The following is a 23,137-nucleotide window of genomic DNA, read 5'->3' as shown; positions in this document are numbered from 1 at the left end:
AGGCGTATGACTCAGCCCGCCTGCCGCGCCTTCTCCCAGTCCAGGCGAGAAGTCTTGCCTTACTCGGCTTTCAGGCCGTCAGCGGAGACCGCCTTGACGCCTTTGATTTTCTTGGTGATCGCCACGGCGGTGGCTTTCTGTGCATCCGTTACCGCAACGGTGGACGACAGGGACACAACACCTTTGTTGGTTTCCACTTTGATATCGGTACCCGGAATGCCTTTTTCGGTGACCAGGTCTGATTTGACTTTGGTAGTGATCCAGGTATCGGAAACATCCTCTTTCGCTTCGGTCATTTCACCGGCGGCCAGCATCATCGGGCCTTGTGTGACCTGAGTCTGGGCAAATGCAGCGTTGGCCATGGTCAGGGTCAGCGCGGTAGCAGTAGCGGCAGCAATAGCGAACTTCTTCATACGAGTAACTCCTGTTTTTCTGGAAAGTCTGCTGGGTGATCTGTCAGCAGGGTTACCAGAGATATTGCGAACGCTGTGCCAACTTTGAAACAAACATTAACTCCTTATGAATCAAGAAGTTATAAAAACAGTCATTTTTCACAATCATGCAAAATGCATGAGTTGGACATTATCTACATGCAAGTTGCGGGTTTTGAAGAAGGCCTAAGGCCATGAATTGTTGGAAGTTTTCTCAATTACTTCGATATTGCTAACGGCGAGCAAAAAAATACCCCGCAGCGGCGGGGTATGAGGCAACAAACAGACGGATCAAGCTTTTGGCGCAACACCTGTGCAGCCCTTCGGCGCGTATTCCTGGTCGACACCGGTGGTGCACGCCCAGCCATTCAATGAGCGCGTCAGGGTAATGGTTTTATTCAGCACCTGCGCCGGCGCATTGAGGATGGTGCAACCAATCGTGCCCGTTCCCTCTGCGGCTTTGCCCGCTGCGGTCGTGGTGCAGTTGGACGTGCTGGCGGAACCGCCCACCTGCGCCAGATCCGGGTCCGTCCCCTGGTTCATCAGATCTTCAAACGGTACCTTCAATGCTGAAATCTCGGCCAACCCGGCCGTGACCTTGGCCCGCGCCTGGTACTTGGAGTAAGCAGGGAGCGCAAACGTCGCCAGAATCCCGATGATCGCCACCACGATCAGCAGCTCGATCAGGGTAAAACCTTTTTGATTGTTCAATGACAGCCTCCGTGCATGAGTCGAAATCTCATGATCTGCACCGTCTCCAGCACAGCCCATGCCAAGCCCGGGACGCCCTGTTCGCGGGGTGCACAGTTGCCACCCAGCCCCTTCCTACCCCCAGGAACCGCACTATCTGACATTTTTTGTCACCTCAACAGCGCTGGTTTGGTTCCACCGATTGACTAGGCTATAAATCTTGAATGCCTTGTACCCGGTACCCCGAGGAACGCATCGGCACATTCACGATCTATGAGGGTCGGCTGCGATCAATGCAACGGCGTTATAAACGGGTCAGCAAGGACTGAACATGGCAGTCAAGGCAGCAAGAACCAGCGTGTACACTTGGGAAGGCACAGACAGGAAAGGCACGAAGGTGACGGGCGAATTGAGCGGCCGGAACCCGGCGCTGATCAAGGCGCAATTGCGCAAACAGGGTATCAACCCCGGTAAGGTGCGCAGGAAAACCACGTCGATTTTCAATCTGGGCAAACGCATCAAGGCCCTGGACATTGCCCTCTTCACCCGGCAGATGGCGACCATGATGAAGGCCGGTGTGCCGTTGTTGCAGTCGTTCGACATCATCGGCGAAGGCTTCGACAACCCGGCCATGCGCAAGCTGGTCGATGAGGTGAAACAGGAAGTGGCGGCGGGCAACAGCTTCGCCGCGGCCCTGCGCAAAAAACCGCAATACTTCGATGAGCTGTACTGCAACCTGGTGGACGCCGGGGAACAGGCCGGCGCGCTGGACACCCTGCTGGAGCGGGTGGCGACCTACAAGGAAAAAAGCGAAAGTCTCAAGGCGAAGATCAAGAAAGCCATGACCTACCCGCTGGTCGTCGTGTGTGTCGCGATCATTGTGACCGGCATCCTGCTGATCAAGGTGGTGCCGCAGTTCGAATCGGTGTTCAAGGGCTTTGGCGCTGAACTGCCGGCCTTCACCCTGATGGTCATCGACCTGTCGCAATTCATGCAAGCGTGGTGGTGGATGCTGCTGGGCGCACTGATCGCGGCCTTTTTCGCTGTGCGCCACGCCCAGAAAACCTCACAAGGTTTTCGCGACCGAATGGACACCTGGCTGTTGAAACTACCGCTGATAGGCACCTTGATGTACAAGTCCGCCGTGGCCCGTTTCGCCCGCACGCTGTCGACGACCTTCGCGGCCGGCGTGCCACTGGTCGAAGCCCTGGAGTCGGTGGCCGGCGCCACCGGCAACATCGTGTTCAAACGCGCGGTGTTGCGCATCCGGCAGGACGTGGCGACGGGCATGCAGCTGAATTTCTCCATGCGCACTAGCGGTGTTTTCCCGAACATGGCCGTGCAGATGACTGCCATTGGCGAGGAGTCTGGCGCACTGGACGACATGCTCGACAAGGTCGCCGGTTTCTACGAGGACGAGGTCGACAATATGGTCGACAACCTCACCAGCCTGATGGAACCGTTCATCATGGTGGTGCTGGGTGTTATTGTCGGCGGCCTGGTGGTCGCGATGTACCTGCCCATCTTCCAACTCGGCTCAGCGATCTGACATGCCCTTGAACGAAATTCTGACCCACTTCCCGCTGGCTTTCGTCGTCATCGCCGGGGTGGTCGGCCTGCTGGTTGGCAGCTTCCTCAACGTGCTGGTGTGGCGCCTGCCGAAAATGCTCGAGCGCGACTGGCGCGTGCAGGCCCATGAGATCCTCGGGCTGCCCGGTGAAACGCCGTTGCCGACCTACAATCTGCTGCTGCCGCACTCCCAGTGCCCGCATTGTGGCCACCGGATTCGTGCCTGGGAAAACATTCCAGTGTTCAGCTTCCTGTTCCTGCGCGGGCGCTGTTCGGCCTGCACGACGCCGATCAGCAAACGCTATCCATTGACCGAACTGGCCTGCGCCCTCCTGTCGGCGTTCATTGCCTGGCACTTCGGTTTCGGCTGGCAAGCCGGCCTGGCGATGCTCCTGACCTGGGGCTTGCTGGCCATGAGCCTGATCGACGCCGAGCATCAACTGCTGCCGGATGTACTGGTGCTGCCGCTGATGTGGCTGGGGCTGATCGTCAACAGCCTCGACCTGTTCGTGACATTGCCCGAGGCGTTGTGGGGCGCCATTGCCGGTTATATGGCGCTGTGGACGGTGTTCTGGGTGTTCAAGCTGCTCACCGGCAAGGACGGCATGGGGCATGGCGATTTCAAGCTGCTGGCGATGTTTGGCGCCTGGGGCGGTTGGCAGATCCTGCCGCTGACGATCGTCCTGTCATCCCTGGTGGGCGCGATCATCGGCGCGGTTTACCTGCGCCTGCGCAAGGCACAAACATCGACCCCCATCCCTTTCGGTCCCTATCTGGCCATTGCCGGCTGGATTGCCTTGCTCTGGGGTGGTCAAATAACCGACTTCTATTGGCAGCTTGTCGGTCTGAAATGAATACCCCTGTGGAAAAACCCTGGATTCTCGGCTTGACCGGCGGCATCGGCAGCGGCAAAAGCGCGGCGGCCCAACATTTCATCGACCTGGGCGTGCATGCGGTCGATGCCGATCATGCCGCTCGCTGGGTGGTGGAACCGGGTCGGCCGGCACTGGCAAAAATTGCCGAACACTTCGGTCCCGGCGTGCTGCAAGCCGACGGGCAACTGGATCGCGCCGCGCTGCGTAAACTGATCTTCGAGGTACCGGAGCAACGCCGCTGGCTGGAAGCCTTGTTGCATCCGCTGATCGCCGAAGAGATTGCCCATCACCTGGCGCTGGCAAAATCACCTTACGCGATCCTGGTTTCGCCGCTGCTGATCGAGTCTGGCCAGTACGCCATGACCCAACGGGTTTTGGTGATCGATGCCCCCGAACAGTTGCAGATCGAACGCACCCTGCGGCGTGACCAGACCAGCGAACAGCAGGTCCAGGCGATCCTCAAGGCCCAGTCCAGCCGTCAGGATCGCGTAAGCCATGCCGACGACGTGGTGGTCAACGACCGCGACCTCGCCTGGCTGCACAGCGAGGTCGAACGCCTGCATCACTTTTACCTTACTTTGCGTGGAGGCCAGTCATGAGCCAGATCCCAACCGTCGAATGCCCAACCTGTGGCGCCCCTGTCGAATGGAGCCCCGAGAGCAAATTCCGGCCGTTCTGCTCCGACCGCTGCAAACTGATCGACCTGGGCGCCTGGGCGTCGGAAGAGCACAAGATTCCAGTGGCCCCGGATGCCGAGGACGAATTGTTCAGCGGCGATTTCGACCCGCGTCACTGATACCGATCATCAGGGCCTGGCATGCGACAGAAATCGACCAGCTGAGCCAGGCCCTGACACCGTCTTGTAGCGCTAGACGCCTAAAATCCGGCAAACCGGCGAATGCTATACTTCTCTCGAATTGCATGAATGTGCAACGTTCCCCACGGGTACTCTTACCGACGGCACAATCTCGGTAATTGGCTGCTGGACAGCGGAGGTTCAACGCCAACACGAGATGGGAGGTGTGGCATGAATCGACACTATTACATCAGTGACAATCTCGACGATCTTGAAACCGTTGAAAATGAACTGGAAGCCAGCGGCATCAACTCCGAACAAATTCATGTGCTCAGTCAAAAGGTTGCCGATGTTGAAGAACATCACCTCCACGAGGTGACCTCGTTAATGGAACAGGATGCCGTTCACTCTGGTGAGATTGGTGCGGTGGTCGGTATCCCACTCGCCGCAGTGGTCCTGGGCGGCGCCTATTGGTTGGGCTGGACCGAATCCGCCGCAGGCTGGATGCCCTTCATCTTCCTTGCCATCGTTATCCTGGGTTTCTGCATCTGGGAAGGTGGCTTCTTCGGGTTCCAGGTGCCGAACGCTCACTTCCGCAATTACAAGCAAGCGATACAAGAGGGCAAGCACATCTTCTTCGTGGATGTTGAACCGAATCAGGAATCGGTACTGGACCAGGTCATCGGGCATCATCCAATGCTGGAAATCGCCGGCACGGGAACCGCCGCGCCCCACTGGACAGTCGCCTGGCAGCACAAATGGCATCAGTTCAAGCGCGTGATATCAGGTTAACTGCCGAAGACTGATGGCCGCTTATTGGCCAAAGAAAATGACCCGGCTGAGGAACACATAGTCCGCCTCGGTGGCCATCAGTCCGACGAGCACCAGCAAACACAAAGGTGGCACCAATATGGCGTACACCAGGGCCAACCGCTCCCATGCCATATGCATGAAGATGGAGACAATCAAGCCTGCCTTCAGCAACATGAACGTGATAATCAGGGCCCACCTGAGATAACCGTGGAAGTGGAAATAGTCGACCAGGTACGACAGGGTGCTGAGGACGAATAACAGTCCCCAGATCTTCAGATACAGGCTGATTGGATGTTGCTGACCTTGAACATGCGCCATCATCCGCGCTCCTCTACCATAAATAGAAGAAAGCAAAAATAAACACCCACACCAAGTCCACGAAGTGCCAATAAAGCCCGGCTATCTCGACGTTCTGATAGTTGCCGGAGCGCTCATAATCGCCGCGAAATACTTTCATCGCCACGATGCTGAGGTAGATGGCGCCGATTGACACATGCAGTCCGTGGAAACCGGTAATCATGAAAAAGCTGGCACCAAATTGCGCCGCCCCCATGGGGTTTCCCCAGGGACGCACCCCTTCTGCGATGAGCTTGCTCCATTCAAAGGCCTGCATACCGACGAAGGTCACCCCCAAGGCCGCGGTTGCCAGCATCAGGGCCGTGGTTTTCGCGCGATCCCGGCGATAGGCGAAATTGACGGCCATGGCCATGGTGCCGCTGCTGCTGATCAGCACAAAGGTCATGATGGCGATCAGGATAAGCGGGATTTCCCTGCCGCCAATCGTCAGTGCAAACACTTCACTGGGGTTCGGCCAGGCGTCGGTGATGGTCATGCGCACCGACATGTAGCCGGTCAGGAAACAGGTGAAAATAAACGTATCGCTGAGCAGGAATATCCACATCATCGCCTTGCCCCAGTGGACCTGCTTGAAAGCGTCCTTATCCGAGGCCCAGTCACTGGCGATGCCCTGCCATCCCGGTGCAGGCAGCGGACTGGCTGGTTCGGACTCGACGGGGGCTTGCGGATGCGATGCCATGGTTTTTCACCTCAGGCCGCAGAATCTGGCGATGGCTTCATAGGTTGCTGGCGTACTGCTCAGCAGCGCGAACAGCACGAACCAAAGACCCAACAAGTAGTGCCAATAGATGGCACATAGCTCTATGCTGGCGCTGAGTTGCGGCAAAGGCACATGACGCAGGAATTTAGCGATGATCCAGACCCAGGCAATCAACCCGCCCAACAGGTGGAGGCCGTGCATGCCGGTCAACAGGTAGAAGAAACTGTTGGCCGGATTGCTGGCGACAAAGTAGCCCCAATCGACAAATTGCTGCCAGACCCAGAGTTGCCCCGCCAGAAAGGCAATGGCAAATCCGCCCCCCACTACAAAAGCAATGACCGATGCGTCCATTCGAGCCCGGCGGGCGGCCATGCGCGACCACTGCAGTGCGATACAACTCAATACCAGAAAACCCGAATTCACCCACAGCTGCCATGGATTGGCCAGCGGCGCCATGGGGTCTGCCAGCGGTCGCCAGTCAGCCATTTGTGAGCGGGCGATAAAGGCGAGTAAAAATAGCAAGAATAACGAGCTCACCACCGCCAGAAACAAGCGCAGGCCTGTTATTGCGATTTGGCTTCTATCGGCATCTTCGGCGGAATGAATACCTTCAGGATCGCGATTCCAACTGCCGCCGGGGTCAGCGTCATCGGCGTTTCTCAATAGCAGCCTGTTCATGTCTTGACGTCCGCTATTTTGGTTCCAGCACTGAGTTGCCGCATTTGCTCCAGTTCTTCGGCGGAGACCGTTTGCGGCACGAAATCCTGCTCTATCCCCGGCACGCTGTAGTCATAGGCCCAGCGATGCACCACCGGCAACTTCGCACCCCAGTTACCGTGTACCGGTGGGGTGTCCGGTGTTTGCCATTCCAGACTGGCCGCGCCCCAGGGGTTACTGCCGGCGGGTTTACCTTTGAATACACTCCAGGCCATGTTGAACACGAACAGCAACTGGGAAACGCCGACGATCAATGCGACCACCGTAATGAAGGCATTCAACTCATGTGCCGACTGCGGAATGAAGGCGTAGTTGTCATAGGCGTAGTACCGACGAGGCATCCCCTGGAAGCCCAGATAGTGCATCGGGAAGAAGATGGCGTAGGTGCCCAGGAAAGTTATCCAGAAATGCAACTTGCCCAGGGTGTCGTTGAACATACGCCCGGTGACTTTCGGGAACCAATGATAAATGCCGCCGAACACCACCAGTACCGGTGCGACCCCCATGACCATATGAAAATGGGCGACGACGAAATAGGTGTCCGAGAGCGGAATATCGACGATCACATTGCCGAGAAACAACCCGGTCAGGCCGCCCACCAGGAAGGTGACGATAAAGGCCAGGGCAAACAGCATCGGCACGGTCAGATGGATGTCACCGCGCCACAGGGTCAGCACCCAGTTGTAGACTTTCAGTGCCGTCGGCACCGCGATGATCAAGGTGGTGACGGCGAAGAAAAAGCCAAAGTACGGGTTCATGCCGCTGACATACATGTGGTGCGCCCAGACCACAAAACTGAGCACGCCAATCGCAATAATCGCCCACACCATCATTCGATAGCCGAAGATGTTTTTACGCGCATGGGTGCTGATCAGGTCGGAAACCAGGCCAAACGCAGGGAGCGCAACGATGTAGACCTCCGGGTGGCCGAAGAACCAGAACAGGTGCTGGAACAATATCGGGCTGCCACCCTGGTGATCGAGCTGCTGCCCCAGCGAGATCATCGCCGGCATGAAGAAACTGGTGCCCAACAGCTTGTCGAACAGCATCATGACCGCACTGACAAACAACGCCGGGAACGCCAGCAAGGCCATGATCGAGGCCATGAAGATGCCCCACACCGAGAGCGGCATGCGAAACAATGTCATCCCGTGCGTGCGCGCCTGCAACACCGTGGTGACGTAGTTCAACCCACCCATGGTGGCGGCGACGATAAAGATCGCCAGTGAGACGAGCATCAGCACGATGCCCCACTCGACTCCTGGTGTGCCCTGACTGATCGATTGTGGCGGATAAAGCGTCCAGCCCGAACCGGTGGGGCCGCCAGGGACAAAGAAACTGGCGAGCAACACCACTACCGCCAGCAGATAGAACCAGTAACTGAGCATGTTGACATAGGGGAAGACCATGTCACGGGCGCCCACCATCAACGGGATCAGATAGTTGCCAAAGCCCCCCAGAAACAAGGCCGTCAGCAAGTAGATGACCATGATCATGCCGTGCATGGTCATCGCCTGGTAGTAAGTACTGGCATCCATGAATGCCAAACTGCCGGGGAAACCTATCTGCATGCGCATCAAGCCGGACAACACCACGGCGATAAGCCCCACGAACAGCGCCGTCAAGGAGTACTGAACGGCGATGACCTTGTGGTCCTGACTCCAGATGTACTTGGTCAGGAAACTCTTGGGTTCGTGCAGTGCTTCTGTTTCGGCTTGCTCCGCATAGGCCATCACGTCATCCTCCTGTCGAAGTTTCAGTGCATTCCTGGCTGTTTACGGCTACTTCCCTGATTGCGCCTTGCTCGCGTCTGCATTGGCTTTGGATTTGATAAAGGCGATCAGCGCGTCCAAGTCCTTGTCGCTCGGTTTCAAGGCCGGCATGACGGCCGCATAGCCCTTGACGATTTTGCCACCGGGATCAAGAACCGATTCTTTCAGATAGCCCTCATCGGCCTTTACGCTCGTACCGTCGGCCAGGGTGACTGTCGAGCCATACAGGCCCTGCCAGGTGGGGCCGACGCCCTTGTTGCCATCGACACTGTGACAGGCCAGGCAGCCGAGCGATTGGGCCAGCTGTTGTCCCTGCGCCACCAGGTCCTCGCCAGGACCCGACGCTTGCGGCGCAACGCCCAGTGACTTGATCAGGGCGATGACAGAAGCCATTTCATCGTCCTTGAGAGTATAGGCCACCATCACCGGCGGGTAGCCCTGTACCAGACGGGCCTGGGGCTTGAGGATCGACTCTTTCAGGTAAGCCTCATCGACCAGCGCAGTGGTGCCGTCGGCAAACTGTTCAGTGCGACCGTAGAGCCCCTTCCATCCCGGGCCGAGACGGGCACTGCCATCCTGGCTATGGCAGGCACTGCAGCCGTATTGTTCGACCAACTGGCGACCTTTTTCCAGCACGCTGTCCTGACCGGGTTTGGCAGCGGTGGCCAATGTCTGCGCAAAAGTCGGCTGGCCGCTCAGCCATTGATCGAAGGCGCCCTGCTCTTCCACGATCATCTGGCCGCGCATGTTGAAATGGCCTACGCCACAAAACTCGGCGCACAGGACTTCATATTTCCCGGTTTTAGTGGGGGTAAACCAAAAGTACGAGACCATCCCGGGCACCATGTCCATCTTGCTGCGGATTTGCGGGATATAGAAGTTATGCAACACATCTTTGGAACGCAGTAAAACTTTCACCGGTTTATTAAGCGGAAGTCTGATTTCATTATTCTTTATAAGTACATCGTCCTGTCCGGCGGGATCCTTGGGATCAACTCCGAGGGGATTGGCGGCATCGACAAACTTGATATCCGACTTGCCCAACTTCCCGTCCTGGCCCGGAAAACGATAGGTCCACTGCCATTGCTGGGCGACCACTTCAAGTTCATAAGCCTCTTTCGGCACCCGGATGAAATCGTTGTAGACCACCAGGCCTGGCGCCAACATGGCGGCGATACCAATCGAGGTCACGACAATCAACCAGAACTCCAGCTTTTTGCTTTCTGGCTGGTAGTGCGCCCTGGCACCTTCCTTATGGCGAAAGCGCATTATGGCGACTGCCATGAACACCGTAATGGCGATGAAAAATATTCCGCTGATGATCAGGGTAATGAACAGTGTGGTGTCTATCGATCCCCAGTTGGAAGCGGGCGGTGCTGCATGCCAGGGCGCTAGTACATGAAAGAGCACTGAGGCAATAACGATTAGAATCAAGATAATTGCTATCGCCATTTTCTCTTCATCCTATTGCTGTTGCTCACAGGCCTCGCGCAAGCATCGCCACTGACGTCCAGACAGGGCCGGCAACTACCACTCAAGGTGGCAAAGCCAGTGAAAAGTATAGGTCGGCAAGCGAGACCCGGCAGGCGGCTATACTCAATGGCACGCCAGCATCCCCGATGGAGGTTTCGTCATGAGTAACCTGACGCTCGAAGGCAGGTGCAAACCCAACCCCAACCAACCATCCGACCCGATAGGCGAGATCCATTTTTACGTCGACGGTCCTCTACATCTACGCCTGGAGGAAGCGGAAGAACGCCTGCAGAAGAACCCTGCGCTGAAAGAAGTCATGGTCGATGTCGACATGGACACATTGAACCTGGTCTTGCCAGAGGGTTACGGCCCCTTGTCCGACTGTAAGATGCGCGTCTATCTGCACTACGAACGTGGTCAGTTCCATCTGGTCGGACACCGGGCGAGTGATGGCAGCCTGATCTATTCCAACGTGGTCCTGATTGATCAGTTGATCGATTGAAACGGCGGATTTGAAGGGATCAAGACTTGGGGTCGTCGTCCTTCCAGGGCGCCGACAGGTAACGCGTGCGGTTGAAGGTTTCCAGCCATTCCGGGCAGAACACCACCAGCGCGCTGACCACCATGCCGTTGATGAACGCCTCTGGAAAAATGAGCAGCCACAGGTAGCCGATGAAGTCTTCGAGCCAGTAAGGCATGGCAAACCGCTCGTCGTACCACAACAATGTCAGCGACAGCACCAGGCACAGCAACGCTGTAAGGGCTGCAGCGAAGAAACCGGAAACGAAGATGTACACGAAGGGATTTCGTGGCTGCGCGCGCTCCACCAGAATCGCACAGCATTCGGTGATCAACACCGGCAACAAAATGAACAGCGCGCCATTGACCCCCATGGCCACAAAATCCTGACGGCCCAGCAGCACCAGCCCAGTTTGCGCCACCAGTCCACCGACGATCGCCAGCGGCCAGTCGAGCAACAGCGTCACCGCGGTCATGCCAATGAAGTGATAGGACACACCGGTATCGAAATCCCGCCGCACCAGCCACAGCGCGAACAGCGCGAACACCGTGCCGAACAGCAAATGCTGGCGACGGCTGTCGCTGAACAGCTCGACCCAGGACACCCGCGCAACGGCCCAGATCAGCACTGGCACATAGATCAGCCACCCCACCGTTAGGGTTGCGGGTGACAGCAACTCGGCGCCGATCATGACGGGGCACACTCCATTGTCTTGCCGATAGAGAACAGGCCTTCAGTCTACACCGCCCGCTGCTGGCCCCTCGACTTCAAGCCCAATGCCGGGGATCGTTGATCACCGCTTCATGCTCGGCGAACAACCTGGGCAGTTCGGTCTTGAGAAAATCTACCCAGGTGCGGACCTTGGCATCGAGAAAGCGCCGCGACGGATACAGCGCATACACATTACGCTGACGAGGCCGATAGTCCGGTAGCAAACGCATCAAGGTGCCGTCGCTCAAGGAACGCGTGGCGGTGTAGAACGGAATCAGGCTGATGCCCATGCCGGCCTCCGACGCCTTGACCATCGACTCGGCGACATTGCACTGAAAAGTCCTGGACGGGCTGACCGCGTGCTCGCCCTCCTCGTCCTGAAACAGCCACTGATCGCTGTACAAGGGGTCGAGCATGCGCAAGCACTGATGATCGTCCAGCGCCCGCGGATGGTCCGGCACACCCCGGCGTTGCAGGTATTGCGGGGAAGCACAGGGCACGCTGTAAAACTGCCCGACGACCTGGGCGACCAATTGCGAATCGGCCAGTTCCTGGGCCGTCGAGATCACCACGTCGTGGCCTTCCTCAAGCGGATCGGGATTGCGCTGCGACAGGGTCAGCTCAATCACCACATCGGGATAAAGCTCGCTGTAGCGGGCAATCAACGGCGTGATCAGCACCCCCATGCCGTTCATGCTGTGCACCCGCAACCGTCCACTTGGCTTGAGATGCGCACCGCGAGCCTCCGCGGTCGCCTCCTCCATCTCGTCGAGTATCAGCCGACTGCGCAGCAGGAATCGTTCACCGGCCTCGGTCAGGCTCAAGCGCCGCGTGGTGCGCTGCAGCAGGCGGGCTTGCACATGCTGCTCCAGGTCCGCGACCAGGCGCGAGACTTGCGCGGTGGACAATTGCAGCGCGTCGGCGGCGGCGGTGAAACTTGCGCAGTCCACGACACGGACGAACACGCGCAAGTTGTTAAGCAAATCCATAAGCCTCCCTCGGCCGCTGACTGTTACGTTTCATGTAAGGCTTTATCAGGCGTTCGCCCCTTTATCCAGCGGTGGCAAAGACTAGACTTTACCCATCGAATCCACATGGAGCTCGCCATAATGAAAACCTTGATCAGCCTGTTTCTGACCCTCGTCGCCACCTCGGCCATGGCCGCTGAAAACGAGCCCCTCGCGGTCCTGTACAACCCGGCCCAGCCGCTGGACATCGCCAAGGTGGTTTCCGTGTCGAACACCGCCACCGCGTGCGGCGTTGTACCAGCGACCATGGTCTATGTCGACCATCAGGGCCAGACCCGCCGCGTGACCTACAACGTCATCGGTGATTGCACCAGCAGCCTGTGATCCGCCCTGGCACTCAGAGCAGCGTCCAGGTGTAACTCAGGATCAGCCGGTTTTCATCGATATCACTGCGGTAGTTGGACCGCGCCATCGCATTGCGCACACGGATACCGAGGCCTTTGAGGCTGCCGCTCTGCAGCACATAGCCGATATCCAGGTCACGCTCACGGTCCTTGCCCTCATACCCCTTGCCGGTATCGACATTGTTGCCGCTGATGTAGCGCACAGTGCTGGTCAACCCCGGTACTCCCAGGGCCGCAAAGTCATAGTCGTAACGTGCCTGCCAGGAGCGTTCATCGGTGAAGGCGAACTCATAGGTCGGCACTTCGTTGCCAAGCGGTGAGATGTTGGCAAACACCCGCGGGAAGGCACTGTCGCCGAACATGCCCTGATAGCCGAGATAAAATGTGTGACCGCCACGCTTGGCCGACAGCAGCGAAAAGAACGCCTGGTTGTCGATGTTACCCAGCAGTTTTTTGCCGTCCTCGCGCGAATCGAAGTAGCCGAGGTTGGCCCCCAATACCCAGTCACCCATCGGCTGGCTGTGCTTGAGCCCCAGGAAGCGCTGGTTGTAGATGTCTTCCAGTTGCCCGTACCAGGCGCTGACCGAGCTGCGTTTATCGTTCAAGACGTAATCGGCCCCGGCAAAATTGAAGCCGTCACTGCTGACCTGACGTTGCGGTACGTGACCGAGCATGGCCTGCATTTTTTCATCGCCGGCCTCGTTGCGCAGGCTGGTGGAATTCAAATGCCCGCCCTGCAGCGTCAGGCCATTGATCTCGCTGGAGCTGATGCTTGCACCCTGATAGCTGGGCGGTAGCAGTCGGATATCGCTGAACACCAGCACCGGCAGGTTGGGTTGCAACTCCCCCACTTTCAGTTCGGTTTTGGAGTAGCGCATCTTCAAGGCGCCCTCCAGACGGCTGTAATCGTTCGCCGCACGCCCGTCATCCTGCACCGGCAGCAAACCGGTATTGACCCGATCCGGGCTGCTGTCGAGCTTGAGCCCGAGCAGGCCGATAACATCCACGCCGAACCCGACGGTGCCCTGGGTATAACCCGATTTGACGTTGAGGATGAATCCCTGCGCCCACTCTTCGGCCTTCGATTGCTGATTGGCCCCGACGATGTCGGAATAGTCGCGGCTGAAGTAGTAATTGCGTGCCTGCAAGGTGGCTGTGGTGTCTTCGATGAAACCGCCCTCGGCGGCCATCGCGCCGGTGGAGAAACCCGAGACGACAGCCATGGACAACACTGAACCGGTTGTTGGAAGAATCTGTTTCATCGTTTTTTCTCTTATTTTTATTGATCGACAGGTAGAAGTGCCTTGGCCGCAGCGCTTTCGCGGCTTGGGGTGGAGCGACGGCTGCTCAACATCAAATGGGTGACCATGCCGAAAATCAGTCCCCAAAAAGCCGCGGACAACCCAAACAGCGACATGCCCGAGGCGGTGGTGAGAAAGGTCACCAGCGCGGCTTCGCGATCGCTTGGCACCGCCATCGCGCCCGCCAGTGCTCCGGCAATCGCAGCGAACAGCGCCAACCCGGCGAGGGCCGCGATCAGCTCCTTGGGGAATGCGGTAAACAGAGAGACCAGGGTGGCGCCGAAGATCCCCAGCACCAGGTAGCACAGGCCACCCACCACCCCGGCCACATAACGCTTGCCGGGGTCTTCATGGGCCTCTCGGCCGGTGCAAATGGCCGCGGTAATCGCCGCCAGGTTCAGCCCGTGGCAACCGAACGGCGCCAACAGGGCCGTGCCCAAAGCGCTGCTGGCGATGATCGGGCCCGATGGCGTGGCGTAGCCGCTGGCGCGCAACACTGCCATGCCAGGAACGAATTGGCCGGTGAGCGCCACCATCACCAGTGGCAAGGCGATGTTCAGCGTTGCGCTGAGGCTGAACGCCGGGGTGATCCACACCGGCGTGGCCAAACCGATGACCAGCGCCTCGCGATGCAGATCACCGGCGAGCAACGCCATCGAGCAGCCCACCAGCAGCACCATCAGTACTGCATAACGCGGCATCAGCCGTTTGCAGACCAGGTACGTGGCAAACATCGCCAGCACCAGCAACGGCTTGCCCTGCAACGAGACGAACAGCCCGGTGCCGAAGCTGAACAGAATCCCTCCCAGCATCGCCGCCGCCACCGCTGCCGGCAGCTTGCCGATGATCCGGTCAAACGCCCCCGACACCCCGACCAGGAAAATGATCAGGCTGCTGACCAGATAGGCACCCACCGCTTCCGGCAGGGAGATCCCTGGCAACAACGCCACCAGCAACGCCGAACCGGGCGCCGACCACGCGATGATCACCGGCACGCGGTAGCGCAAACTCAGGCCGATGCCGAGCACGGCGCTGCCGATGGAAATCGCCCAGACCCACGATGACAGCACTTCTCGTGACAGGTGTGCAGCCTCGGCGGCCTGGAAAATGATTACCAGGGGACCTGCGTAGGAAATCACCGTGGCGATGAATCCGGCGACGGCCGCCGACAGGGAAAAGTCGCGCATCAAGGTCTTCATGAAGCCTCGCCGACAGCTCCGCCAGACGCACCCTGTTGCGCGCCTGCTAGTGATTGTCGGGCACTGCGCCGACTGCTGATGGCGAACACCGTCATGGCGATGGCGGCAATCGCACCAGGCAAGGCAAACGCCATGAAATTCAGTTGCAGCGGCAGGCTGATCCCGAGCAAGGCACCACCCAGCAATGGCCCGACGATCGCACCATTGCGCCCGATGCCCGAAGCCCAGCCAAGACCGGTGGATCGAATGTTCATGGAGTAGAACTGCGCGGCGCAGGCGTACAGCAGAATCTGCGAGCCGATGGTGGTGGCGCCAGCGATGGCGATCAGCAGGTACAGCACCGGCATCGGGCTGTTGAAGCCCAACAGGGTGATCGACACTGCCGCCATGGCGAAGAACACCGACAGCACGCGCGGCAGGTTGAGCTTGTCACCCAGTACGCCGCCGCCGACTGCACCGAAGATCGCACCGAAATTCAGCACCAGCAGGAACGACAGGCTCGAACCCAGGCTGTAACCGGCGTTGGCCATCAGTTTCGGCAGCCAGGAACTCAAGGCGTAGACCATCAGCAGGCAGCAGAAAAACGCCAGCCACAGCATCAGCGTGCGCAGCGCACGGCCCTCGCGGAACAACTGCAACACCGGGGTGCCCGTGCCCTTCACTTCAATCATGTGCAACTGGTCATCGGATTGCGCGACGTAGGCCGGGTCGATCCGCTGGAGAATCTTGCGAGCTTCGTCATTGCGCCCCTGGCGCAGCATGAACCCCACCGACTCGGGCAGGAAATACATGATCAGCGGCAACAGCAGCAACGGCAGGATTGCCACGTAGAACACCGACTGCCAGCCGAAGCTTGGGATCAGCACGATGCCCAGCCCGGCGGACAGCATGCCGCCCACCGAGTAGCCGCTGAACATGATCGCCACCAGGGTGCTGCGGATCTTTTTCGGCGCGTATTCGTTCATCAACGCCACGACATTGGGCATCACGCCACCAATGCCCAGGCCGGCAATGAAGCGGCAGATACCAAACTCCGTGGGGTTTCGGGCAAACCCGTTAAGCACGGTGAAACCGCTGAAAAGGATCACGCAGATCGTGATGGCTTTCTTGCGGCCGATCCTGTCCGACAGCGGGCCGAAGAACAGTGCGCCGAACATCATGCCAAACAATGCATAACTGCCCAGTGCACCCGCTTGCAGGGGACTGAGCCCCCACTCCTTCATCAACATCGGCAGAACCACGCCGTAGATCACCAGATCGTAACCGTCGAAGATGATGATCAGGGCACACCAGAACAGCACCATCCAGTGAAAGCGGTTGAAGCGAGCCTTGTCGATAACCTCGTGTACGTCGATTTTGCGCATGGCGTTCATCTCTTGTTGTTTTTCTTTTAAGAGCATCGGGAATACGGCTTACGTCCGTACAGCCGATGCTAGAGGCCTCTGGCGCAGGTCAATATCCGCATCACGCAGATCGCTATCCGTTTTGTGCAGAGGCGTAATGAGGTGTTGCAGGCGGGAATTTCGCAGCGGTATTTGCCCCCGTGCGACAAACTGTTTTCTTTGCGATCAGATTTGAGCGCTAAGCTTGGGCCTATGGATGACTCAGATTACTTACGCCTGCTGACCATTGCGGCCGAGCAAGCCAACGCGTTCCTGTCCAATGCCCGCAAATGGGAGCGAGAGCGTTGGGTCTGCCAGCGCCTGCTGCAAGGCCTGAACATTCCCTACCGCGCCGACGAATTCGCCCCGGCCGGGGAGCCGCCGGACGTGTTGTTTCGCGACGCCAGTTTCGAGGTGTTCTTCGTCCTCGACGAGGGCCGACGCCTCAATGATGAATGGCGCGACGAACTGCAACGGCGGCGCAGCGCGTTCTCCCTGAGCCAGCTGGTAAGGCGCGAGGCCAAGCCCCGGCGCATACCGGCCAACGAGTTCCTGCTGCGGCTGGCGCCGACCTTGCGCAAAAAAGCGCACAACTACAAAGAACGCGGCATGGACCTGGGCGAGCTGGACATCATTGCCTTCGCCAGCCTCAAGCGCGAAGTGCTGGACCTCAACAGTCATTTCCCGCCGCCCACCGAATACCTGCGCCAGGGCTGGCGCTCGTTGTCGCTGGTGGGTCCGACCTTCGCCCGCGTGTTGTTCGCACATCCCGATGCGCCGGATTTCCTGCGCAGCAACCTGGGCCGCAGCATCGTGTTCGACGTCGGGATCAGCTTGTGAGCCCATTGCAGGAACTGATTGCCGAAGTGCCGCAGATCGGCCGCGTACGCTGGATCGGCGTGCGTCCGGAACGTCATGTACCGATGATCGAACTGGATGCCGTGGAAGCGCGACTGGAGGCCGGCTTGACCGGTGATCGCGCCCGCCCCGGGGTACGCAATGCGCGGCAGGTGACGTTGATCCAGTGGGAGCATCTGGCGGTGATCAGCTCGCTCATGGGCCGCCCGGACGATCAACCGGTCAAGCCCGGAGATCTGCGGCGCAATCTCGTTATCAGTGGCATCAACCTGTTCAGCCTCAAGGGCCGGCGCTTCCGCATCGGCCAGGCGATTTTCGAAACCACCGGCTGGTGCCAGCCCTGCGCACGCCTGCAACACAACCTGGGCCCCGGGACCTTTCAGGCTGTGCGCGGACATGGCGGAATCACCGCCCGGGTGTTACAAAGTGGGATCATTCGACTGGACGACAAGGTGAGCGTCGAGCCCATTCCGGACAGCGGCTATGCTCCGTTCAACGTTCGTTGAGTCTGCCTGTAGCTTCTTCACCTTCAGCAACGTCTACTGACGAGGCCTTTATGACCAGCCGCCTGAACCCCGAAGACCAAAAGCATGTCGAAGCCTATCTGCAACTGTCCCAACACCGAGTCGAGCGCCGGCCTTTCCGGCCGTGGATGCTCCTGGTGCTGGTATTGGCAGTGACCATTGGTCTGGGCCTGCTGAGCCGACTTATCAGTTACCTGACGCTATGAGCTGCCTGGCGCTCGCTTGGGTAACCACACCGATTTTCTTTAGCCTTGTGAGTTATCCCCATGTCCCATCGTATTGTAATTGTCGGCGGCGGCGCCGGCGGTCTGGAGTTGGCTACCCGTCTGGGTAAGACTCTGGGCAAGCGCGGCACGGCCAGCGTGATGCTGGTCGACGCGAACCTGACCCACATCTGGAAACCGCTGTTGCACGAAGTCGCGGCCGGGTCGCTGAACTCATCCGAAGACGAACTCAACTATGTGGCCCAGGCAAAATGGAACCACTTCCAGTTCCAGCTGGGGCGCATGAGCGGGCTTGATCGCGCCAATAAAAAAATCCAGCTGGCCGCCACCTACGATGAAGCCGGGCTGGAACTGGTGCCCGCCCGGGAAGTGCCTTACGACTCACTGGTGATCTCCGTCGGCAGCACCACCAACGATTTCGGCACCCTGGGCGCGGCGCAGCACTGCCTGTTCCTGGATACCCGCAAGCAGGCCGAGCGCTTCCATCAGCAATTGCTCAACCACTACCTGCGCGCTCATGCGGGGCAGACCGACAAGGTCGAGCAGATCAGCGTCGCCATCGTCGGTGCCGGTGCCACCGGGGTCGAACTGGCCGCCGAACTGCATAACGCCGCCCATGAACTGGCGGCCTATGGCCTGGATCGGATCAAACCGGAAAACATGCACATCACCCTGATCGAAGCCGGGCCTCGCGTGCTGCCCGCCCTGCCGGAACGGATCGGCGGGCCGGTGCACAAGACCCTGGAAAAACTCGGGGTCAACGTCATGACCAACGCCGCCGTCAGCGAAGTGACGACCGACAGCCTGATCACCGCGGATGGCAAGGTGATCAACGCCAGCCTGAAAGTCTGGGCCGCCGGGATCCGTGCGCCAGGGTTCCTCAAGGACATCGATGGCCTGGAAACCAACCGCATCAATCAACTGCAGGTGCTGCCGACCCTGCAAACCACCCGTGACGAGAACATTTTCGCCTTCGGTGACTGTGCGGCTTGCCCGCAACCGGGCACTGATCGCAATGTGCCGCCCCGCGCCCAGGCAGCGCATCAACAAGCTTCGTTGCTGGCCAAATCGCTGAAACTGCGGATCGAAGGCAAGCCTCTGCCTACGTACAAGTACACCGACTACGGGTCGCTGATCTCGCTGTCGCGTTTTTCGGCTGTGGGTAACTTGATGGGTAACCTGACCGGTAGCGTGATGCTGGAGGGCTGGCTGGCGCGGATGTTCTACGTGTCGCTGTACCGCATGCACCAGATGGCGCTGTACGGGCCGTTCCGCACGGCGATGCTGATGCTGGGCAGCAAGATCGGACGCGGGACCGAGCCGCGCCTGAAGCTGCACTAAGTTCTTTAGCGCCTTCCAGGGCCTCTTCGCTGGCAAGCCAGCTCCTACAAGTCCGATGCGGTCCTGTAGGAGCTGGCTTGCCAGCGAAGCTTCACATGGGCTACACAAAAAATCCGGACAAAAAAAATCCCCGTATCTTTCGATACGAGGATTTTTAGTATGGTCGGGGTAAGGGGATTCGAACTCCTGACATCCTGCTCCCAAAGCAGGCGCGCTACCGGACTGCGCTATACCCCGGTAAAAAAAAGGCACCTTTGAAAGGCGCCTTCTGCGAACAGAGCTTTTGGCGTCTGATCTTAAGATTCGATTCCAGCGCTAACTGGTTTCAAAAATGGTGGGTCGTGTGGGATTCGAACCTACGACCAATTGGTTAAAAGCCAACTGCTCTACCAACTGAGCTAACGACCCAAAAATGGTCGGGGTAAGGGGATTCGAACTCCTGACATCCTGCTCCCAAAGCAGGCGCGCTACCGGACTGCGCTATACCCCGGTTTGAAATTGGCTCCGTGACCAGGACTCGAACCTGGGACCCAATGATTAACAGTCATTTGCTCTACCGACTGAGCTATCACGGAACTATACATTTCAATTTACAACTTTGTAGCTTTACTGCGTTCTCTTCGACCCGTTCGCATCGCTGCGTTCGTGTGTCTGAGGCGCGCTATTCTACAATCTTCAGCACCTCTGTCAACCCCCTAATTTGCATTCAAGTTAATGATTTGCAACTTATTTTAGATTTCCGCTTGGAGCAGAAACCCTGGCGGGTGACTTACTGCGGGGCGCACTTTACAAGCCTTTTCCTTAGAGTTCAACAGCCTGAATGAAAAAAAGGCCTCGCAATGCGAGGCCTTTTCGATTTTGCTGCCGTTAGGGGTCAGACGAAGACGATTTCGTCGTTCTCCACCACGCCATGGGCCGTGTCGCCCGGCATGAATCGACCCGAAAGGATCAACTGCGCCAGCGGGTTCTCGATCCAGCGCTGGATCGCTCGTTTGAGCGGCCGTGCGCCGTACACCGGGTCGTAACCGACCGCGATCAGCTTGTCCATGGCCTCCGGGCTCAGTTCCAGCTTCAGCTCTCGCTCGGTCAGGCGACTGCGCAGGCGACCCAGCTGGATCTCGGTGATACCGGCGATCTGATCCCGCGCCAAAGGCTCGAAGATCACCACTTCATCGACCCGGTTGATGAACTCCGGCCGGAAGTGGCTGGAAATCGCATCCATCACCGCTGCACGCTGCCCCTCACGATCCCCCACCAGCTCCTGGATCTGCACCGAGCCCAGGTTGGACGTCATGACGATCACGGTGTTCTTGAAGTCCACCGTACGGCCATGGCTGTCGGTCAGGCGACCATCTTCCAGCACCTGGAGCAAAACGTTGAACACGTCCGGGTGCGCCTTCTCGACTTCGTCCATGAGGATCACCGAGTAAGGCTTGCGCCGCACCGCCTCGGTCAGGTAACCGCCCTCTTCATAACCGACGTAGCCCGGTGGCGCACCGATCAGGCGAGCCACGGAATGTTTCTCCATGAACTCGGACATGTCGATCCGCACCATCGCCTCTTCAGTATCGAAGAGGAATTCCGCCAGCGCCTTGCACAGTTCGGTTTTACCGACACCGGTCGGGCCGAGGAACATGAACGAGCCGCTCGGGCGATTAGGGTCGGACAACCCGGCGCGGGAGCGCCGTACCGCGTTGGAAACGGCCACCACCGCTTCATCCTGGCCGATCACACGCTGGTGCAACAGGCTTTCCATCTTCATCAGTTTTTCGCGCTCACCCTCGAGCATTTTCGACACGGGAATGCCGGTCCATTTCGACACGACTTCGGCGATTTCCTCTTCAGTCACCTTGCTGCGCAGCAACTGGTTTTCGGGCTTGCCATGTTGGTCGACCATTTGCAGGCTGCGCTCCAGGTCCGGGATCACCCCGTACTGCAACTCGGCCATGCGGCTCAGGTCGCCTTTGCGGCGAGCGCTTTCCAGCTCCTGCCTAGACTGTTCGATCTTCTGCTGGATCTGCGCCGAACCCTGTACCTCGGCTTTTTCCGAGTTCCAGATTTCTTCGAGATCCGAGTACTCACGCTCCAGGCGAGCGATTTCTTCCTGGAGTTTTTCCAGACGCTTGATTGCTGCTTCGTCGCTTTCTTTCTTCAGCGCCTGGGATTCCACCTTCAGCTGAATCAGGCGACGCTCCAGGCGGTCCAGCACTTCCGGTTTGGAGTCGATCTCCATGCGGATACGGCTGGCGGCCTCGTCGATCAGGTCGATGGCCTTGTCCGGCAATTGCCGGTCAGTGATATAGCGATGGCTGAGCTTGGCCGCCGCAATGATCGCGCCATCGGTGATCGCCACCTTGTGGTGAACCTCGTAGCGCTCTTTCAGGCCACGCAGGATGGCGATGGTGTCTTCTTCACTCGGCTCGTCCACCAGCACTTTCTGGAAGCGTCGCTCCAGGGCGGCGTCCTTCTCTATGTATTGGCGGTACTCGTTGAGCGTGGTCGCACCAACGCAATGCAGCTCACCACGGGCCAGGGCCGGCTTGAGCATATTGCCCGCATCCATCGAGCCCTCGCCTTTACCGGCGCCGACCATGGTGTGCAGTTCGTCGATGAACAGAATGATCTGCCCTTCCTGCTTCGACAGCTCATTGAGCAGGGCTTTGAGGCGCTCTTCGAACTCGCCGCGATACTTGGCACCGGCAATCAATGCCCCCATGTCCAGGGACAGCAGGCGCTTGCCCTTGAGACCATCGGGCACTTCGCCATTAATGATGCGCTGTGCCAGGCCTTCGGCGATGGCGGTTTTACCGACGCCAGGTTCACCGATCAGCACCGGGTTGTTCTTGGTGCGACGTTGCAGCACCTGGATCGTGCGGCGAATTTCATCGTCACGGCCGATCACCGGATCGAGCTTGCCGTCTTCGGCACGCTTGGTCAGGTCGACGGTGTATTTGTCCAGGGCCTGGCGCGCTTCCTCGTGGTTAGGGTCATTGACTGCCTCACCACCGCGCAGGTTGTTGATCGCGTTTTCCAGGGCTTTCTTGCTCACGCCCTGGCCGAGCAACAGCTTGCCGAGCTTGCTGTTCTCGTCCATGGCGGCGAGCAGCACCAGCTCACTGGAAATGAACTGGTCGCCCTTCTGCTGGGCCAGGCGATCGGCCTGATTGAGCAGGCGCGCCAGATCCTGCGACATATTCACGTCGCCGGTCGGATTCTGGATTTTTGGCAGCTGGTCGAGCTCTTTGGTCAGCTCTTTACGCAGGCTGTTGACGTCGAAGCCCACCTGCATCAGCAGGGGCTTGATCGAGCCGCCCTGTTGTTCGAGCAGGGCTTGCATCAAATGCGCCGGTTCAATGGCCGGATGATCGAGACCGACGGCCAGGGATTGGGCATCGGACAACGCTAACTGCAATTTGCTGGTTAAACGGTCTATACGCATGGGTCACCTTCCTTTTGAGCAGGCCGGACCTATAAAACATCCTGAATGAAGAAACCTGCCAGATACCACCTTA

General features: G+C 58.7%; 24 protein-coding genes and 4 tRNA genes. 11 read left to right on the top strand and 17 right to left on the bottom strand.

What is annotated here, in order from left to right:
- Positions 1-59 precede the first annotated feature (59 nt).
- Together HFK74_RS17830 and HFK74_RS17825 are read right to left on the bottom strand one after the other, a co-directional pair.
- Positions 60-413: a BON domain-containing protein gene (locus HFK74_RS17830; protein ID WP_180204580.1), complete on the bottom strand. Its 354-nt coding sequence runs from the start codon at positions 411-413 to the stop codon at positions 60-62.
- Positions 414-722: 309 nt separating this feature from the next.
- A complete protein-coding gene (locus HFK74_RS17825; protein ID WP_180204579.1) occupies positions 723-1,142 on the bottom strand; it encodes a pilin in 420 nt (139 codons plus the stop codon).
- Positions 1,143-1,452: 310 nt separating this feature from the next.
- Between HFK74_RS17825 and HFK74_RS17820 the strand changes: the two genes are divergently transcribed.
- From HFK74_RS17820 to HFK74_RS17800, 5 genes are all read left to right on the top strand, one after another.
- A complete protein-coding gene (locus HFK74_RS17820; protein WP_180204578.1) occupies positions 1,453-2,670 on the top strand; it encodes a type II secretion system F family protein in 1,218 nt (405 codons plus the stop codon).
- Between the two features lies 1 nt (position 2,671).
- Positions 2,672-3,544: an A24 family peptidase gene (locus tag HFK74_RS17815; RefSeq protein WP_180204577.1), complete on the top strand. Its 873-nt coding sequence runs from the start codon at positions 2,672-2,674 to the stop codon at positions 3,542-3,544.
- Positions 3,541-4,164, top strand: coding sequence for a dephospho-CoA kinase (coaE, locus tag HFK74_RS17810; protein WP_180204576.1), 624 nt, complete (start codon positions 3,541-3,543; stop codon positions 4,162-4,164). Before HFK74_RS17815 ends, coaE begins: the two co-directional genes overlap by 4 nt.
- Positions 4,161-4,361: a DNA gyrase inhibitor YacG gene (gene yacG, locus HFK74_RS17805; protein ID WP_060543361.1), complete on the top strand. Its 201-nt coding sequence runs from the start codon at positions 4,161-4,163 to the stop codon at positions 4,359-4,361. The genes coaE and yacG overlap by 4 nt, the downstream gene beginning before the upstream one ends.
- A 231-nt stretch (positions 4,362-4,592) precedes the next feature.
- On the top strand, positions 4,593-5,153 hold the full coding sequence (locus HFK74_RS17800) for a hypothetical protein (protein ID WP_008058360.1): 561 nt from the start codon (positions 4,593-4,595) through the stop codon (positions 5,151-5,153).
- Positions 5,154-5,174: 21 nt separating this feature from the next.
- On the opposite strand, the gene HFK74_RS17795 is transcribed toward HFK74_RS17800, so the two are convergent.
- The 5 genes from HFK74_RS17795 to HFK74_RS17775 are packed head-to-tail and all read right to left on the bottom strand — an operon-like array spanning position 5,175 to position 10,172.
- Positions 5,175-5,492, bottom strand: a complete 318-nt coding sequence (locus HFK74_RS17795; protein ID WP_032831537.1) for a cytochrome C oxidase subunit IV family protein — start codon at positions 5,490-5,492, stop codon at positions 5,175-5,177.
- A 13-nt stretch (positions 5,493-5,505) separates the two neighbouring features.
- The gene (locus HFK74_RS17790) at positions 5,506-6,210 is read right to left on the bottom strand and encodes a heme-copper oxidase subunit III family protein (protein WP_180204575.1); all 705 of its coding nucleotides are present in this window, start codon (positions 6,208-6,210) and stop codon (positions 5,506-5,508) included.
- A gap of 6 nt (positions 6,211-6,216) precedes the next feature.
- Positions 6,217-6,909: a cytochrome c oxidase subunit 3 gene (locus tag HFK74_RS17785; protein ID WP_180204574.1), complete on the bottom strand. Its 693-nt coding sequence runs from the start codon at positions 6,907-6,909 to the stop codon at positions 6,217-6,219.
- Positions 6,906-8,681, bottom strand: coding sequence for a cytochrome c oxidase subunit I (gene ctaD, locus HFK74_RS17780; RefSeq protein ID WP_180204608.1), 1,776 nt, complete (start codon positions 8,679-8,681; stop codon positions 6,906-6,908). The genes HFK74_RS17785 and ctaD overlap by 4 nt, the downstream gene beginning before the upstream one ends.
- A gap of 48 nt (positions 8,682-8,729) precedes the next feature.
- The gene (locus HFK74_RS17775; RefSeq protein ID WP_180204573.1) at positions 8,730-10,172 is read right to left on the bottom strand and encodes a c-type cytochrome; all 1,443 of its coding nucleotides are present in this window, start codon (positions 10,170-10,172) and stop codon (positions 8,730-8,732) included.
- A gap of 181 nt (positions 10,173-10,353) precedes the next feature.
- Here HFK74_RS17775 and HFK74_RS17770 point away from each other — a divergent pair, with 181 nt between their 5' ends.
- Positions 10,354-10,695: a hypothetical protein gene (locus HFK74_RS17770; RefSeq protein ID WP_180204572.1), complete on the top strand. Its 342-nt coding sequence runs from the start codon at positions 10,354-10,356 to the stop codon at positions 10,693-10,695.
- Positions 10,696-10,714: 19 nt separating this feature from the next.
- On the opposite strand, the gene HFK74_RS17765 is transcribed toward HFK74_RS17770, so the two are convergent.
- Both HFK74_RS17765 and HFK74_RS17760 read right to left on the bottom strand, forming a co-directional pair.
- Complete coding sequence (locus HFK74_RS17765; RefSeq protein WP_180204571.1) at positions 10,715-11,404, bottom strand: energy-coupling factor ABC transporter permease; 690 nt, start codon at positions 11,402-11,404, stop codon at positions 10,715-10,717.
- A 76-nt stretch (positions 11,405-11,480) separates the two neighbouring features.
- A complete protein-coding gene (locus tag HFK74_RS17760) occupies positions 11,481-12,413 on the bottom strand; it encodes a LysR family transcriptional regulator (RefSeq protein ID WP_180204570.1) in 933 nt (310 codons plus the stop codon).
- Between the two features lie 120 nt (positions 12,414-12,533).
- Here HFK74_RS17760 and HFK74_RS17755 point away from each other — a divergent pair, with 120 nt between their 5' ends.
- Positions 12,534-12,776, top strand: coding sequence for a DUF2790 domain-containing protein (locus HFK74_RS17755; protein ID WP_180204569.1), 243 nt, complete (start codon positions 12,534-12,536; stop codon positions 12,774-12,776).
- 13 nt (positions 12,777-12,789) lie between these two features.
- Here HFK74_RS17755 and HFK74_RS17750 read toward each other — a convergent pair whose 3' ends face one another.
- Genes HFK74_RS17750 through HFK74_RS17740 form a run of 3 tightly spaced genes read right to left on the bottom strand, consistent with a single transcriptional unit; the run spans position 12,790 to position 16,660 of the window.
- The gene (locus HFK74_RS17750; RefSeq protein WP_180204568.1) at positions 12,790-14,058 is read right to left on the bottom strand and encodes an OprD family porin; all 1,269 of its coding nucleotides are present in this window, start codon (positions 14,056-14,058) and stop codon (positions 12,790-12,792) included.
- Positions 14,059-14,075: 17 nt separating this feature from the next.
- The gene (locus tag HFK74_RS17745) at positions 14,076-15,296 is read right to left on the bottom strand and encodes a benzoate/H(+) symporter BenE family transporter (protein ID WP_180204567.1); all 1,221 of its coding nucleotides are present in this window, start codon (positions 15,294-15,296) and stop codon (positions 14,076-14,078) included.
- Complete coding sequence (locus HFK74_RS17740) at positions 15,293-16,660, bottom strand: aromatic acid/H+ symport family MFS transporter (protein WP_180204566.1); 1,368 nt, start codon at positions 16,658-16,660, stop codon at positions 15,293-15,295. Before HFK74_RS17740 ends, HFK74_RS17745 begins: the two co-directional genes overlap by 4 nt.
- A gap of 231 nt (positions 16,661-16,891) precedes the next feature.
- Between HFK74_RS17740 and HFK74_RS17735 the strand changes: the two genes are divergently transcribed.
- Genes HFK74_RS17735 through HFK74_RS17720 form a run of 4 tightly spaced genes read left to right on the top strand, consistent with a single transcriptional unit; the run spans position 16,892 to position 19,625 of the window.
- On the top strand, positions 16,892-17,518 hold the full coding sequence (locus HFK74_RS17735) for a DUF1780 domain-containing protein (protein WP_007970534.1): 627 nt from the start codon (positions 16,892-16,894) through the stop codon (positions 17,516-17,518).
- Complete coding sequence (locus tag HFK74_RS17730) at positions 17,515-18,042, top strand: MOSC domain-containing protein (RefSeq protein WP_180204565.1); 528 nt, start codon at positions 17,515-17,517, stop codon at positions 18,040-18,042. The genes HFK74_RS17735 and HFK74_RS17730 overlap by 4 nt, the downstream gene beginning before the upstream one ends.
- 50 nt (positions 18,043-18,092) lie before the next feature.
- On the top strand, positions 18,093-18,266 hold the full coding sequence (locus HFK74_RS17725; protein ID WP_033866070.1) for a DUF3094 family protein: 174 nt from the start codon (positions 18,093-18,095) through the stop codon (positions 18,264-18,266).
- 60 nt (positions 18,267-18,326) lie between these two features.
- A complete protein-coding gene (locus HFK74_RS17720) occupies positions 18,327-19,625 on the top strand; it encodes an NAD(P)/FAD-dependent oxidoreductase (protein WP_180204564.1) in 1,299 nt (432 codons plus the stop codon).
- A gap of 160 nt (positions 19,626-19,785) precedes the next feature.
- On the opposite strand, the gene HFK74_RS17715 is transcribed toward HFK74_RS17720, so the two are convergent.
- The 5 genes from HFK74_RS17715 to clpB all read right to left on the bottom strand — a co-directional run bounded on the left by HFK74_RS17715 (position 19,786) and on the right by clpB (position 23,064).
- Positions 19,786-19,862: transfer RNA gene (locus tag HFK74_RS17715), tRNA-Pro, on the bottom strand.
- A gap of 95 nt (positions 19,863-19,957) precedes the next feature.
- A tRNA-Lys gene (locus HFK74_RS17710) sits at positions 19,958-20,033 on the bottom strand.
- A 5-nt stretch (positions 20,034-20,038) separates the two neighbouring features.
- Positions 20,039-20,115: transfer RNA gene (locus tag HFK74_RS17705), tRNA-Pro, on the bottom strand.
- Between the two features lie 9 nt (positions 20,116-20,124).
- Positions 20,125-20,200: transfer RNA gene (locus tag HFK74_RS17700), tRNA-Asn, on the bottom strand.
- Between the two features lie 299 nt (positions 20,201-20,499).
- Positions 20,500-23,064: an ATP-dependent chaperone ClpB gene (clpB, locus tag HFK74_RS17695; protein ID WP_008058323.1), complete on the bottom strand. Its 2,565-nt coding sequence runs from the start codon at positions 23,062-23,064 to the stop codon at positions 20,500-20,502.
- Positions 23,065-23,137: the final 73 nt, after the last annotated feature.

The sequence above is a fragment of the Pseudomonas sp. SbOxS1 genome (assembly GCF_013416725.1).
Taxonomy (GTDB): Bacteria; Pseudomonadota; Gammaproteobacteria; order Pseudomonadales; family Pseudomonadaceae; genus Aquipseudomonas.
This window is presented reverse-complemented; position numbering and strand designations above follow the sequence as displayed.